We start from the raw sequence: 14995 nt of genomic DNA on the forward strand, positions 1-14995 counted from the left end.
AGGTATTTCAGCGACCTGTTAGGCGACTGGGCTTTAGCCGGTGGCACGAGCAAGCTCTCTTCGACCCACATCGTCACGTCTCCTCGGGCTATTAGCCCCTTGTTGTACTGCGCCCAGTTCTTGACGCGGTAGACCCCCTTGGGCTCGGCTTGCTGTCGGTTGTCCTTACGCATCGTCCCGGAAAAAGTCCAAGACACTACGCCGCTTCGTCAGAAGTTAACAGAGCCAGCGCTCCAGCCGTTGCGCGTAAACGTCAGGCCCAACCAACCCCGGATTTATGCAACATGTATGGACGCCCCCGGTTTGTCAAACGATGCATTCAGCAATGGATAGAAGGTCGAGATTGCAGTCATGTATCCGGACTTGATGTCAGGCTCATGCCTGCCGTCCCTGATGGAATCCGCTGGTCGGCGCCTTATCAACGCTGCGAGCCTCGCGCTCGTGTTGCATATCAGGCTTCTGCCAACCACGGTCTGACCGTCTTGCCATCACTGTTTGATCGCCTGAGCAATCGGTGGTCTGGAGATTTCTCTTGCGTGCGTTTGTATCGTTGCGTTCAGGCCTCCGCAGGCTGCCGCGCTGCGGTAGGGGCATAATCAGGACAGAAGTCGCGGTTCTGTGTCAGCAGCGCCCAGATGATTCTTGCATTCTTGTTTGCCAGCGCCACGGCAGCCACATTGACATTGCGTCGCAAGAGCAATGTTTGGAGCCAACTGCTCGTCGCCCCTTTGGGCTTGGCCCTGTAGATCACCGCGCGAGCGCCATGGATGAGCAGCGTTCGCAAATACGTATCCCCTCGCTTGCTGATGCCGAGCAAGACGTTTTTTCCTCCGCTGGAGTTTTGTCGAGGCACAAGGCCAAGCCACGCCGCCAATTGGCGGCCGCTGGTGAAGTTCCGCGCGTTGCCTACAGTCGCTACCAGCGCACTGGCAGTAATCGGGCCGATTCCTGGAACTTGCGCCAGCTTGCGGCTCAACTCGCTATCCCGATGCCATGCTTCGATCTGCGCGCCAATTTCATCGGCCTGACGGTCCAGTTCCTTCAGATGCTCCAGCAGCCGCTGGATGAGCAGACGGAACGAGCCCGGCAACTCATTGGTCGCATCCTCGATCAACTCCGGGACCTGCCTGGCAATTTTCCCAATGCCCTGTGGAACAACCAACCCAAACTCAGCCAGCAATCCGCGGATCTGGTTGGCCTGCGAGGTACGCGCTTTCACAAAGCCCTGACGCGCACGGTGCAGCGCCAGCACCGCCTGCTGCTCAAGGTTCTTGATAGGCACAAACCTCATATTCGGCCGTGCCACCGCTTCGCAGATCGCCTCGGCATCGGCCGGATCGTTCTTGTTCGTTTTGACATACGGCTTGACGAACTGCGGCGCCATCAGCCGCACAGTGTGACCGAAGCTCTGCAGCTTGCGAGCCCAGTGGTGCGCGCTGCCACACGCCTCCATCCCAATTACACTCGGCGGCAGAGTCGCAAAGAACTCGGCCACCTGGGCACGCTTGAGCTGCTTCCTCAACGTGGCTCTGCCAAGCTCATTCACACCGTGAACCTGAAAGACATTTTTCGCCAAGTCGATGCCGATCGTCGTGACCTTCATGAGGGATGCTCCTGTTTGAGAGGTTGCCGTGCCTCACCAGTTTGGCACTCATGTACCTTCATGGGGAGGGGGCGTCCATCCCATTAACGCCCTTCAGCGCAGATCCAATTCCTTTATCTCTTCCTCGGTGAAGACCCGCGATCGAGCATGAAACACGCTGCCCTCCGGTCCCTCTAACGAGAACGTACCGCCCGTGCCCTCAATCACGTCAACGATGAGTTGGGTATGCATCCAGTACTGGTACTGGTTCTGACCGATATAAAAAGGAACGCCACCGATGTCACCCAGATAGACATCGCCTGCACCTATCGTCAGCTCGCCAGGAAGGTACGCATTGACAGCACTGTTGTCACAGCAACCGCCCGACTGGTGAAAGAAGAAATTTCCGTGCTTGCTCTTTAGCTTCTCGATCAGCGCCAATGCCGCTGAGGTAGCCAGAACCTTGTCGACCATGCAAGACCTCGCGTCGTGCGGTTTGTATTGACCCATTGGGCCGGATATCAAATGCCCTGCTGGCTACCAGCAGGGCATATCTAACAATGAAGTCCGGGTCTACATCAGAAGAAACCCAGCTTGTTTTCGCTGTAGCTGACCAGCAGATTCTTGGTCTGCTGGTAGTGGTCAAGCATCATCTTGTGGTTCTCACGACCGATGCCCGACTCCTTGTAGCCACCAAAGGCTGCATGCGCGGGGTAGCTGTGGTAGCAGTTAGTCCACACACGACCAGCCTTGATTGCGCGGCCCATGCGATAGGCGACATTGCCGTTGCGGGTCCAGACGCCTGCGCCAAGGCCGTATAGCGTGTCATTGGCAATCGCCAGGGCCTCCGCTTCGTCCTTGAAGGTAGTGACGGCCAAGACCGGCCCAAAGATCTCCTCCTGGAAGATGCGCATCTTGTTATGGCCCTTGAAAAGAGTCGGCTGCACGTAGTAGCCGCCGGCCAACTCGCCGTCCTGCTGCGCCTGCGCGCCGCCGGCCAGCACCTCGGCCCCCTCCTGCTTGCCCAGATCGAGATAGGACAGGATCTTGGTCAGCTGCTCCTTGCTGGCCTGAGCGCCGATCATGGTATCGGTGTCTAGCGGGTTGCCTTGCTTGATGGCGGCTACGCGCTCAAGCACACGGCCCATGAACTTGTCATAGATCGACTCGTGGATCAGAGCGCGCGACGGGCACGTGCAGACCTCCCCCTGATTGAAGGCGAACAGCACCAGGCCTTCGATGGCCTTGTCGAAGAAGGCATCATCCTTATCGGCGACGTCGGCAAAGAAGATGTTGGGCGACTTGCCACCCAGCTCCAGGGTCGCTGGAATCAGGTTGTTGGCGGCGGCCTGCGCAATAACGCGGCCGGTACTTGTGCTGCCGGTGAAAGCAATCTTTGCGATGCGGCGGCTGGTTGCCAGTGGCATGCCGGCTTCGCGGCCGAATCCGTTGACGACGTTGAGTACACCCGGCGGCAACAGATCGGCAATGAGGTCAACGAGGACCAGGATGCTGATGGGGGTCGATTCGGCGGGCTTCAGCACCACGCAGTTGCCGGCACCCAGCGCGGGAGCCAGCTTCCAGGCAGCCATCAGGATGGGAAAGTTCCAGGGAATGATCTGGCCAACCACCCCCAGCGGCTCGTGCATGTGATAAGCCACCGTGTTTTCATCGATCTCACTAACACCGCCCTCTTGCGCACGCACGCAGCCCGCGAAATAGCGGAAGTGGTCAATGGTCAGCGGGAGATCGGCGTTCAGCGTTTCGCGGATAGGCTTGCCGTTGTCCACAGTCTCGGCGTAGGCCAGCAGCTCAAGGTTGGCTTCCAGGCGGTCGGCGATCTTGAGCAGCACGTTGGCTCGCTCAGCAGCCGAAGTCTTGCCCCACTTGTCGGCGGCAGCGTGCGCAGCGTCCAGCGCCAGCTCGATGTCTTCAGCACTCGAGCGGGCAGCCTGCGTGTACACAGTGCCCGAAATCGGCGTCACGACGTCGAAGTATTGCCCATTGACCGGGGCCACCCACTCCCCGCCGATAAAATTGTCGTAACGGGGCTTGTACGAAATCTTGGCGCCAGCAGCGCCCGGAGCGGCATAAATCATGAAAAGTCTCGTGTATTGTTGAGGGGTCACCAAACTGTTCGCGGCGAAATCCCCACCTATCAAGAGATGCACCAAATCACGCTGCGCGTAAGCGCTGTGACATGGCGCGACTTCCTACATTCCGGCTAGGAACTGCAACTTGCTACGGCTCATGTTCCATTCTCGGGTGGCAGCGCGCCCGTCTGGGTACGCCCTCCAGCCAGCGAGCAACGACGCGTCAGCGTCCAGGTTTGCCATGTTTCACCCGCGCAGCTCATTGAGATGCACACGGTTCACCCAGTCGACTCCCCGAGTTGTACTGGTAGGCCACAGGTTGCAGCACCGGCATGTTCAGCCCGATCCGACTTTCGAAGTTGAAGAATATTGCGGTCTTCTGGCACGCACCCCTCGGAAGGGGCCTCCTCAGTCGCAGGCCACTCGAATTTTGGCAGTGCGGTGCCTAGACGGCTGGCGTGACCATTCCCCTAGGACCGCTATCCAGGACGATGAGTCACATCTGGGACATCCTGTCAACAGGATCGCGACCCTGCAGTGACCACCCCCAGAAATGACCCACCAAGGGTAGTCGCCGTTTCCGATGGTCCCAACCCGCTGGCAAGCTAGGGGTATACGTGATTTCAGTTTGATTACCTCGACTGCTAAGATGTACCTACAACTTTCTGCAGCAATCCGACCACATAGTTGCATATGCATCTTGATATGCGGTCGCTCATCATCAAGGAGATTCAGTGCCTACTTATATCGTATCCGCCGCCGCCGGCTTGCTTTCGTTGGACGCGAAACAAGCGATCGCCGAAGCTATCACCGTCTCCCACAACAAAGTCACCGGCGCCAACATGTTCTTTGCTCAGGTGATTTTTCAGGATGTCCCCCAGGGCAATCATTTCATGGGAGGTCGCCCTCTACGGCATGACCACATCTTTGTCCACGGCCACGTACGGTCCGGGCGAACGCGCGAACAGAAGGCAGACTTGCTTAACCGAATCGTCGATGGGATCTGCCAAGTGACCGATGTACCGAAGGTCAATGTGTGGGGATATATCTCTGAGTTACCCCCAAGCCACATGATTGAGTACGGCGAAATCCTCCCGGAGCCGGGAGAAGAGGCTCAGTGGATGGAGTCCCTCGCTCCGGAAGTGCGGAATTTCATGGCGAACATCGAGCGCTGATGCTCGAGATCATTTACCAGCACTTGCATCGTTGTTCGAAGATTTGAGGTAAAGCGATGACCACCACTACATTTGCCCTGGAAGCTAAGGGCGGCATGACAAAGGAAGAGCGAAAAGTTGTCTTCGCATCTTCGTTGGGTACCGTATTCGAATGGTACGATTTTTATCTCTACGGGTCGCTTGCCGCAATTATCGGTAAGCAGTTCTTCTCGGGCGTGAATGAAACAACATCATTCATCTTTGCATTGCTTGCCTTCGCTGCAGGCTTCGCGATCCGACCTTTTGGTGCCCTGTTCTTCGGGCGTCTGGGGGACTTGATCGGGCGAAAGTATACGTTCCTCGTCACGATCTTGCTGATGGGGTCTTCCACTTTTCTTGTCGGAATTTTGCCGACGTACGCATCCATCGGCATCACGGCCCCGATTTTGCTGATCTTGCTGCGCCTCGCCCAAGGTCTTGCCCTCGGTGGTGAGTATGGCGGTGCTGCCACCTATGTTGCTGAACACGCCTCTGAGGGTCGGCGCGCGTACTTCACCTCCTGGATTCAAACCACCGCGACGCTGGGTTTCTTCCTCTCGTTGATCGTCATCCTCGGAACTCGTCTGCTACTCGGCGAGACAACTTTTGCCGCATGGGGGTGGCGAGTTCCCTTTATCTTCTCCGTGCTTCTGCTTGGGATTTCTGTATGGATTCGTCTCTCTCTCAGCGAATCGCCAGTCTTCCTGAAGATGAAACAAGAGAAGAAGACCTCCAAGGCCCCCATTTCCGAGGCCTTTGGAAACTGGAAGAACGTAAGAATTGTTCTGATTGCCCTGTTCGGTCTAGTGGCAGGCCAGTCGGTGATCTGGTACACGGGACAATTTTACGCCCTCTTCTTCCTCACACAATCGCTCAAGGTAGACCCGATCACGGCCAACCTACTGATTGCTTCGGCCCTGCTCATCGGCGTTCCCATGATTGTGTACTTTGGGAAGCTTGCAGACCGAATTGGGCGAAAGCCGCTGATGATTACGGGATTCTTTTTGTCCGCAGTGCTGTATTTCCCACTCTTCAAAGCGATGACACATTATGTGAATCCCGCTTTGGACAGGGCGCAGAAAACAGCACCGGTGACCGTGGTTGCAGACCCGGCAGCATGCTCATTCCAGTTTAATCCGGTTGGCACTGCCGAATTCACGAAGTCTTGCGATATCGCGAAGGCCTACCTCTCGAAGTCCTCGGTGAACTATGAGAACGTAGCGGCTCCCCTCGGGACGACGGCCTATGTTCGAATTGGTGATCGCGTCATCTCTAGCTACGAGAGCAAAGCCCTTGACCCGGTCGAACGGAAGCAGCGAGCAGCGTCCTTCGAGAACGAGCTGAGTGACACGCTTAAAGCCGTGGGGTATCCCAAAACAGCAGCTCTGGAGGAGATGAACATCCCCATGGTTATGCTGATCCTCACAGTTCTAGTTGCACTCGTCGCACTTGTGTATGCACCGATTGCTGCCGTGCTTGTTGAACTCTTCCCTACACGCATCAGATATACCGCGATGTCTTTGCCTTACCACGTCGGAAACGGTTGGTTTGGGGGATTTTTGCCCACAACTGCATTCGCGTTGGTCGCAGCCACAGGGAACATGTACGCTGGGCTGTGGTACCCGGTAAGCATTGCCGCCCTATCCTTTGTGGTAGCACTCTTCTTCCTTCCCGAAACAAAGAACAGAAGCATCGCTGACTGATCTTCACGGCCCGCGTGGTACTCGGCGGGCCGTTGATCCTTTTGAGGTGAGGAATCGTTGAAATGAACGACCCAGTAACGAACCTCGGTAGTGTTTGCGCGGAACATGCACATGCGAGACTGCAACCACTGCAAACATTCATCCAGGTTGCCGACTACGATGCATTGCTCGCCAGGAACGGGGCTCCTACTGCTACCACCGGTTGCCATACTCCACACAAAGGTTCTATTGCCGCCGCCGTGTCTAGCACCCTTGCGGCACTTGAGGGCGCCGAGGCAGCCTTACTGAACTCGTCGGGAAAAGACACACTTTCCGTGTGTCTATTGACGTTATTGCGAAGCGGCGACCATATCATTGCGCAACGGAACCATTCCCCCGAGACCAAGAACTTCCTCACTCGCGTCCTGCCCAAGGTCGGTGTTGATGTGACTTTGGTCGATCATCGCGACACAGACGCTTTCCGGGCAGCAATCACCCCTGCAACCACGCTGATTGTGCTCGAGGCGCCACGGTATCCCTGCTTCGATATCACCGACCTGGCTGCAGTGTCGTCGCTCGCGCGGGAGCATGGAGTGCTGACGCTCTGTGATAACACAGCTGCAACGCCCCTTGTTCAGATGCCAATAGCATTGGATATTGACCTTGTTGTCTATAGGTCAAGTCGATATATCAGCGGGTACCTTGACACTCGAGTAGGCATTGTTGCCGGCTCACGGACGCTCGTTGAACGAGTTCGGGCAAAAAGTATGAATCTCGGCTCAGCCGATCTCCCGGATGCCTGGCTGTTACTCCGCGGGATTCAGACACTAAGGGACCGCGTAGAGCAGCGATGCAGAAACGCGTATGCAATGGCGTCGTTTCTCGAGGAGCATCCTAAGATTGAGCGGGTGTTCTATCCAGGAAATGAAGACCATCCTCAGCGTTCTCTGGTGCTTAGGCAAATGGACGCATTTGGTGGCTCGTTAAGCTTCAATTTGGTCGGGGGACACAACGCTGCTGAGAGATTCGTTGGCGCGCTCAAGTTGTCATCGACTTGTATTGGCCACAGTGCCGATGCGCTCCGCGTAGCATCGCCTTCTTATCCAATCGAGTGTTCGGAAGCACCCTTTGAATTCGACATAGACGACGAACTAGGTGTCGATGAGGGACTTGTCTGCATGGAAGTTGGAGTCGGTGAAACCGACCGACTTCTGACGCGGATAGAGCAAGCGCTCAGGCACGCCTAGATCTTCTGTCCTCTTGCGAGATCCAAGGTTCTCTGCTCGCCGGGGCCGGGGGCAGATATTTGACCAACCGCACAGTCGAGAATCTCGGAATCTCCGGCCCTACATCTTCCGATCCAGCGAAATGGGCCGTGGGCCTATTCCTTCGTCTTCAGTCGGGCATCGCGGCCGAAATTTCGGCTTCCGCGGAAAGAGAGGGACGCCCCTGCGACGGCGTCTTTCGCAATCGCAGGGGAACTCACCGCCAACAATGGCTAGTAGCCAGCGCTATTCTTTGTTGACTGCACGACACCCTGTGTTCCATAGGTGCCTGCTTTGTCGGCGTGCTCCGAGGCAACGGACTCGATGATCGAAACTGCTTTCCGGACATCGGCCTCGGTGATATTCAGGTATGGGATGGCACGGATGCCATCAGAACCAGAAGGAAGCACATGGAGACCGCGTTCGTAAAGCCTGTCGGCAAAATCCGTCGCAGGCAACGACGTAACGGAGAAGCGAACGATGTTGGTCTCAACTGACTGCACATCCAGCGAAATGCCAGGAAGCACCGCAATGCCCTCGGCAAGAAGCTTGGCATGGTAATGATCTTCAGCCAGGCGTTCCCGATTGTTATGAAGTGCATACAGCGCACCTGCAGCGATGATGCCGGCTTGACGAAAACCACCGCCGATCTGCTGCTTGAAGCGTCGGGCACGAGAAATGAAATCCCGAGGGCCCGCGAGAATCGAGCCGACTGGCGCGCCCATCGCCTTGGAAAAGCAGATACTCACGCTGTCAAACAGCGCGGCGTAAGTGCTTTCTGGAATCCCCGTGGCTACCGACGCATGCCAGAGGCGGGCTCCGTCCAAGTGCAATGCGAGACCACGCCGACGCGCGGTCTCGCACACTGCTTTCAGTTGCTCCATCGGCCAAACCTTTCCGCCGCCGATGTTATGCGTGTTCTCTACGCAAAGTAGCTTAACCGGTGCCGCAATCGTACTGGGGAAGAAACGATGCGGTACACCCAGAGCTGCCTCAATGTCGCCTGGAGTAAAGACGCCGCGTACACCTGGCAGAAGACGCGGAAGCACACCGGAAAATGCTGCCGGAGCACCGCCCTCAAGGATATAGACGTGAGCGTTCTGATCAAACAGGACTGCATCACCTGGTTCGGTATAAGCTCGGATAGCAACTTGGTTAGTCATGGTCCCGGTGACCATGTACACAGCGTCCTCTTTGCCGAGGAATTCGGCAACCTCCCGCTCCAGACGCTTGACCGTAGGGTCATCGCTGTACACGTCGTCGCCAACTGGAGCAGTCGCCATGGCCTGGCGCATGGCGTCAGTGGGCTGGCTGCATGTGTCACTTCGTAGGTCAATCACGATACTCTCTCCTAAAGGTCAGGTTGTGGTATCGAATTATCGGAGCGGGCCCTGCTGCCAAGTTGAACGAAATTGCCTAATAGTTGCCGACCACTTTGCTTGGTGATGCGCCATAGAACCGTCGGAACTCCCGACTTAGGTGAGCTTGGTCGCTGTAGCCTAGGGCTATCGCTATGGATCGAATTGGCCGCCCCTTAACAAGCAGATGACGCGCAATCTCGACGCGCCGCTGAATCAGGTATGCGTGAGGTGCCATGCCTACGTATCGCTTAAACGCCCTAAGGAAATGATAGGGACTCATCCCCGCCACCTCGGCGATTTCTCCTAACGATGGATTCGAACTAATGCACGCGTCGATGTACTCACGAGCCCTCTTCACCGCACCAGGAAGAACTGTGGAAGGGGGCCGCTGGTGGCGTTTTTGAGCATACCTTCTGGTCAACTCCTTCAATGCCACAGTGAGGCGCGTAGACTTTTCCAGCGCAGATGGGCCTCGGGATTCCGAGCAGAGATGCGCGGCACGAAGCTGGCTAAGAACATCATCATCATGAATGACAGAGTCCGGGAAGTGCACAATCACCCCCCCAAGATCATCTAACGAGTCGCTTAACGCTACCTGGAGGGAAGCAGAAGAAACGTACATCATTCGATAGTCCCAACCTGCCTCGGTCGCTGGACTTCCTTCATGAAGCTCGCCCGGATTTATCACGCAGACCGAGCCTGCAGGCATAATCAAACGCGTGCTTCGGTTAAGAGTAAACGCTTGAGATCCTTGCTCGATGAACCCGATTCCATATTCGGCATGTTCGTGCGGCGGAAAGCTATGTGTTCGATACTTCGCACGCAGAAACTCGGCATCATCAAGCGAGGATTCTCGCCACAACTTTGCTTGATTGAACGCGGGGGGCTCTGCAGATTGCTTCATATGGACGAACAGGACGGCAAACGTTGACTCTAAGCGCCCCGACAGAAGGGACGCATACGCATTGTGTGAACTCTCTACCTAGTTGTATCTACACATATTGGCACAAACTTGCCACAAGTTCAACGACTGCTTGCGTGTTGGCCGGGCAGGTCTACCCCGCGCCCTCTTGGTATTCGCAGGAGCAAGAGTTAGGGTTTAGACGTACTGTTCCATACGAGATTTGGCACCAAGTCACACGGGCGCATCGTCTGGTCTGGCTGCAACTCGTGTAATATGGGTGCATATACATACCTTGTCGCCGAGTTGCCCAACGAACGCCTAGTGACAACTCATCGAAGGGAATCTACCGCATGTTCACAGAATGCTACTGCACGCAGTTCAGACGTTCGGCAAACGCGTTGACGGGCATCTACGACGACGCACTGCGCCCTGTCGGCCTAAAGATCACACAACTGTCGTTGCTCCGGGCCTTGGATCGCCTTGGTGCGGCGACCTATAAGGAGATTGCCGCGGAGGTCGCGCTCGATAAAACTACGATCTCGCGCAACATCAAGCTCCTCATTGACAGCGGCTGGGTCACGATTTCCGGGGAAGAGGATGCGCGCTACAAGGTGGCTAAGCTGAGCCCTTCCGGCATTCGCATGCTTCGGGACGCCGAACCGCATTGGCGCAACGCTCAGACCCAGGTCGAGAGGGAGATGAAGAAATTTCTAAAGGGACCTGCCAAAGCTGCCCTGCTGGAGGCGCTCGAGACACTGCAACAAGTTGGTAGCGAACGTCGAGGATGACCCCACGCCTGCTGACGCAGGCGCGGCCGGCATAGTTCCGGGGTCAGTGTTCGCTAACCTGCTCCGTCCAATAGTTCGGCCTGCTCGCTGAGGCCGCCCCAAAAAGCGCAGCGATGCTTGCGTCGCGACGTTCGTAGTGCCTTCGTTCCGCGCCCGACACGCAGCTTTTCTGGACGCGATGACTCGAGCGTGGTAGACACCGATTGGTGTTACGTCCCTTTAGACGAGGAGGTATCCGTAGCCATCCTCTCTGTGAGCCAACAAGTCAGAGCCGCTGCACCCTCTTGAAACTGGCCTGACTTCGGATGCACCAGGTAGTACCCGACCGATAGCGCCAATGCCTTTTGCCAAAGGGCTCGACAAGCAAACCTTCCGCGATCTCTGCCTCTACAAGGATTGCGCTTGTAAGTACCACGCCTTGTGCACGTACTGCAGCCTCAATTGCCATCAATGACTGATCGAAGTTAATACCGGCGATGGCTTCGATGCGCCTGGGGGGAAGTTTGCTGAAGGACGCCAGCCAGGCCGGCCAGTGCGGATGCAATGTATTGTGCAGCAAAGTCGCTGCCTGAAGGTCCTCGGGTTCCTACCTCGGATGCTGGGAGGCCTCTTCTGCGGATTCGTCGGGGTGATTTTGATCGCCCAGCCTTGAATGTGCATGATGCCGGCGGCGATCCCCTTGGGGTCGCGTACATGCTGCTTGGTTCGCTAAGTGTGGGGGGCTCGTTCGTGTACGCACGGCGCTTTCTTTCCGGCCTGAATCTGTCGCCGCTTCCTCTTTCGACCTGGCAAATCGGCTTCGCGCTCGTCGTTATCACGTCCATGACGGACTTCCACGGCATCGCACGTATTGCTGACGACACCCGAGCTCTCCTTGGCCTCGTGCTAGGTCTCGGCCTGTCCGGCACGGGGCTCGCGTTCATTCTCTATTACTTCGTTGTCGGCCGACTTGGAGCGCTGGCAGCTTCGAGCGTCACCTATATCCCTCCAGTCGTTGCGTTGCTCATGGGAGCAGCAATCGCGGACGAGTCGCTGCGCCCCGTTGATGCGCTGGCCATGGCCGCCATTCTAGGTGGCGTTTACCTTCTGCAAAGCAGAATGCACTCGAGGCCGTTACCCGCGCTTCGACAGCGCCGGCGAGGGGTTCGGCCTGACTAAGGTATTTTGTCAGTGGCCCGTGCGGCTCGTATACTTCTGGCCCCGCTCATGGCCGTAGCAGAGTCGCTTCCCAAGTTGAAGACTTGCGCAGTCCGCGAGCGCCCGTTATGGCATTGATCCTCGCCGTGGCGCAGGTACGCGGCCCGACAGCCACTGTGGCGGCCCGCATCGCTTGAGATGCTCGGCGGTGAGTGCGATTCCAGTAGCTCCTCGCAGCCTGAGTTCTCCCTCGACTGTCGGCGACCTGGAAGATCGCCGAATGCAGCGCACAGGAGTCGCCTGGCAATGCTCTATCGTTTTCGCGTCTGGAGTAAGGACGTCCGAATGCGTTCTTTTGGTGCACCGTTATGCAGGCGGTACGGTGCACCTACTCTCTCATGCTCTACCGGTTACGGAAGACAGGGGCTCGTTTGGCGAGAAAGGCATGTTAACCTTTTCGGCAAGCTGTTAACCTTGGTCACCTGAACAACTGGAACCAAGGGGATGGCTGCGACGATGTTGATGACGAGCTGTGGGCTTTGATCGAACCATTGCTGCCGCCACCGAAGCCGCGACGCAAGAAATATCCAGGCCGCCGCCCGGTGTCGAATCGGGCTGCACTGAACGGCATCCTCTTCGTGTTCAAGACCGGCATACGCTGGTGCGACCTGTCGACCAAGTTGGGATTTGGTTCGGGCCCGACCCGCTGGCGGCGCCTGCACGCGTGGCAGAAGGCCGGCGTGTGGGGCCAACTGCACGAGTTGCTGCTGGCGAAGCTACGCGACGCCGGCCAACTCGATTTCTCACGAGCAGCCGTCGATTCATCGTCGGTGCGAGCCGTTGGGGCGGGCGAAAAACTGGCCCGAACCCCACGGATCGCTCGCGACCCGGTTCGAAGCATCACATCCTCGTCGATGCAAATGGCGTCCCCATCAGTGCAATCCTGACAGGCGCGAACCGCAACGACGTCACTCAATTGCTGCCGCTCGTCGATGCCATTCCGCCGATTCGCGGTGCGCGCGGCCGACCGCTTCAGAAGCCCAAAGTCATCTACGCCGATCGCGGCTACGACGCCGAACCGCATCGCCAGAGACTTCGTAATCGGGGCATCAAGCCGGTGATTGCGAAGCGCCGCACCGAGCACGGTAGTGGTCTTGGAAAATTTCGCTGGGTGGTCGAGCGTACCCACGCCTGGCTCCATAATTTCCGTCGTCTTCGCATTCGCTTTGAGCGTCGGGCCGACATTCACGAAGCATTCCTAAAACTCGGCTGCTCTCTGCCGCCAGCGCCTCCCTGGCCCCAAGATTTCGCCCTGTCAGGATAAGATCCATGGCGAGCGACTTCCCGACTGCACGAGTGAGCCGTTGCGAGCCACCCATTCCTGGCAGAATTCCTAGCTTGATTTCTGGTTGGCCGAACTGAGCATCCTCAGAAGCGATAATGAAATCACACATCATTGCGTGCCCATCTAAACTCTTGCTTGGCACGTGAACACCGTAGAAGAGAACGCACCTGGTTGGGCTCGGAAACCGTTGGTGGCGCCACTCGTCATTCTTTCGCACTGTAGCCCCCAGCCTACTTTCTCCCTTGACTGTCGGCAGTGTCGAAGATCGCGAACTGCAGTGCACAGACTAGGGCGTGTTCACACTATCTGAGCCCGTCGACGATGAGCGCAAAATTGATGAAGGCGATGAACATCACGTCCAGCTTGTCGAATCGGGAAAAGATGCGACGAAAGCCTTTGAGGCGGCGGAACAGGCGCTCCACTTCGTTTCTGCGCTTGTACATCTCGCGATCATATTCCCATGGTTCAAGGCGGTTGCTTTTGGGCGGAACGACGGGAATGAAACCCAGGTCGAGTGCGAGTTGTCGCGTCTCATCGCCCTCATATGCCTTGTCCATTAGCAGGTGCAGTGGCCGATCGGGTGGCCCAAGGCTTTGTAGCAGGGCACGCCCCTGCGGTGCATCACCGGCCTGGCCGGGTGACAGCGCGAACGTTATGGCCGTTCGAGCATCCGCGGCAACCATATGAATCTTTGTGGTCCATCCTCCTCGGGATTTTCCAATGGCTTGGGGTCCGTTTTTTTTAATGCACCAGTACCGTCAGGATGAACTTTTACCGCCGTGCTATCCAGCGAGACCGCCTCGATCCTGATGCGAACGATCTGCGCACGCTGCAATTCCGTGAACACCCGATCCAGTACGCCGCTCTTGGACCATCGGTTCATCCGCGTGTAGACCGTGTGCCAACGGCCGAAGCGTTTTGGCAAGCCGCGCCACTTGCAACCGTGCTCAGCAACATAAAGAATCGCATTCAAAATTTGCAGGTTCGACATGCTTACGTTGCCACGCTGACGCGGCAAGCAGTGTTCAATCTGTCGATATTGGGCTTCGGTGATCTCCATCACCGAAGGATACAACTAAATCCAGTTAGTGTGAACACGCCCTAGCTCACTGCGCCCTAATGTCCGACCGAGAAAATTGGCGCCTATCATGGCTGCGAAGATGAGCATGTGCTCGCGCTTAGATGCTGCGGCACAGGAAGGCGGGGTGTCCATAAGCCTCATGAATGTATCGAAAAGATCTCGAGTTCCCGCTTCGTATGCCTTTGCTAGCATCCGCGCGCCGTCGCCTCGCACAACCGAAGGCCAGCATTGGACAAGTATCCTCGCTGCCTCCCGAAGCTAAGTAGTAGCTGACGAGGCTCCTCGTTGGTGACCCTTCCCTCGTACTTCCATGCAACGACACCGCAGATGCCCAGGCAGCTGTCGATTGCTCGAAAGCTTTCGCCACCGCCTCAGAGGCCAACTGGTCCTTGGACGCAAAGTGGTTATAGAACCCACCCTGTGTCATACCGACAGCCTTCATGATGTCCGAAATACTGGTCGCGCCTACACCATGCCGACGAAACATCTCACTCGCGGCATCGACGATCCTCGCTCGGTTCTGCGCTGCTTGGGAGCGGGTAGATCGGCCCAAGGATGTCTCCC

The 14995-nt window shown here is 57.0% G+C and carries 13 protein-coding genes and 2 pseudogenes; 6 read left to right on the forward strand and 9 right to left on the reverse strand.

The features are described from left to right. Positions 1-14 precede the first annotated feature (14 nt). From E0W60_RS35275 to adh, 4 genes and pseudogenes are all read right to left on the reverse strand, one after another. Positions 15-173 (reverse strand): annotated as a pseudogene (locus E0W60_RS35275) (IS5/IS1182 family transposase); the annotation flags it as partial. Positions 174-556: 383 nt separating this feature from the next. After that, the gene (locus tag E0W60_RS35280; RefSeq protein ID WP_135707452.1) at positions 557-1603 is read right to left on the reverse strand and encodes an IS110 family transposase; all 1047 of its coding nucleotides are present in this window, start codon (positions 1601-1603) and stop codon (positions 557-559) included. A gap of 93 nt (positions 1604-1696) precedes the next feature. Next, positions 1697-2056, reverse strand: a complete 360-nt coding sequence (locus E0W60_RS35285) for a DUF779 domain-containing protein (RefSeq protein WP_135707453.1) — start codon at positions 2054-2056, stop codon at positions 1697-1699. 104 nt (positions 2057-2160) lie between these two features. Then, entirely contained in the window at positions 2161-3681 is a 1521-nt protein-coding gene (gene adh, locus E0W60_RS35290; protein ID WP_135707744.1) for an aldehyde dehydrogenase, read from the reverse strand. Positions 3682-4409: 728 nt separating this feature from the next. Between adh and E0W60_RS35295 the strand changes: the two genes are divergently transcribed. From E0W60_RS35295 to E0W60_RS35305, 3 genes are all read left to right on the forward strand, one after another. Next, positions 4410-4850: a tautomerase family protein gene (locus tag E0W60_RS35295; RefSeq protein WP_135707454.1), complete on the forward strand. Its 441-nt coding sequence runs from the start codon at positions 4410-4412 to the stop codon at positions 4848-4850. A gap of 95 nt (positions 4851-4945) precedes the next feature. Further along, a complete protein-coding gene (locus E0W60_RS35300) occupies positions 4946-6571 on the forward strand; it encodes an MFS transporter (RefSeq protein WP_135707746.1) in 1626 nt (541 codons plus the stop codon). 62 nt (positions 6572-6633) lie between these two features. Then, positions 6634-7797 carry a trans-sulfuration enzyme family protein gene (locus tag E0W60_RS35305; RefSeq protein ID WP_135707455.1) on the forward strand — a complete coding sequence of 388 codons (1164 nt, stop codon included), beginning with the start codon at positions 6634-6636 and terminating at the stop codon, positions 7795-7797. Positions 7798-8048: 251 nt separating this feature from the next. On the opposite strand, the gene E0W60_RS35310 is transcribed toward E0W60_RS35305, so the two are convergent. Further along, on the reverse strand, positions 8049-9155 hold the full coding sequence (locus tag E0W60_RS35310) for a threonine aldolase family protein (protein WP_135707456.1): 1107 nt from the start codon (positions 9153-9155) through the stop codon (positions 8049-8051). 76 nt (positions 9156-9231) lie between these two features. Further along, a complete protein-coding gene (locus tag E0W60_RS35315; protein WP_135707457.1) occupies positions 9232-10080 on the reverse strand; it encodes an AraC family transcriptional regulator in 849 nt (282 codons plus the stop codon). Positions 10081-10478: 398 nt separating this feature from the next. On the opposite strand from E0W60_RS35315, the gene E0W60_RS35320 reads away from it, so the two are divergent. The 3 genes from E0W60_RS35320 to E0W60_RS35335 all read left to right on the forward strand — a co-directional run bounded on the left by E0W60_RS35320 (position 10479) and on the right by E0W60_RS35335 (position 13329). Then, on the forward strand, positions 10479-10868 hold the full coding sequence (locus E0W60_RS35320) for a MarR family winged helix-turn-helix transcriptional regulator (protein ID WP_240746165.1): 390 nt from the start codon (positions 10479-10481) through the stop codon (positions 10866-10868). A gap of 654 nt (positions 10869-11522) precedes the next feature. Continuing rightward, positions 11523-12026: a DMT family transporter gene (locus E0W60_RS35330; RefSeq protein WP_240746167.1), complete on the forward strand. Its 504-nt coding sequence runs from the start codon at positions 11523-11525 to the stop codon at positions 12024-12026. Between the two features lie 461 nt (positions 12027-12487). Further along, a protein-coding gene (locus E0W60_RS35335) for an IS5 family transposase (protein WP_375790519.1) occupies positions 12488-13329 on the forward strand; the annotation gives its coding sequence in 2 pieces (ribosomal slippage) (positions 12488-12857 and positions 12857-13329; 843 coding nt in all). Here E0W60_RS35335 and E0W60_RS35340 read toward each other — a convergent pair. The 3 genes and pseudogenes from E0W60_RS35340 to E0W60_RS38510 all read right to left on the reverse strand — a co-directional run. Continuing rightward, positions 13283-13465: pseudogene (locus tag E0W60_RS35340) on the reverse strand (enoyl-CoA hydratase-related protein); the annotation flags it as partial. The gene E0W60_RS35335 and the pseudogene E0W60_RS35340 sit on opposite strands and share 47 nt — an antisense overlap. A 187-nt stretch (positions 13466-13652) precedes the next feature. Next, positions 13653-14410, reverse strand: a protein-coding gene (locus tag E0W60_RS35345; RefSeq protein WP_135707459.1) for an IS5 family transposase whose coding sequence is annotated in 2 segments (ribosomal slippage) — positions 13653-14095 and positions 14095-14410 — 759 coding nt in all. Because the reading frame shifts where the segments join, the coding sequence is not laid out codon by codon here. A gap of 118 nt (positions 14411-14528) precedes the next feature. After that, positions 14529-14984, reverse strand: a complete 456-nt coding sequence (locus tag E0W60_RS38510; protein WP_135707460.1) for a TetR/AcrR family transcriptional regulator — start codon at positions 14982-14984, stop codon at positions 14529-14531. Positions 14985-14995 lie beyond the last annotated feature (11 nt).

The sequence above is a fragment of the Cupriavidus oxalaticus genome, from assembly GCF_004768545.1.
Lineage (GTDB): Bacteria > Pseudomonadota > Gammaproteobacteria > Burkholderiales > Burkholderiaceae > Cupriavidus > Cupriavidus oxalaticus_A.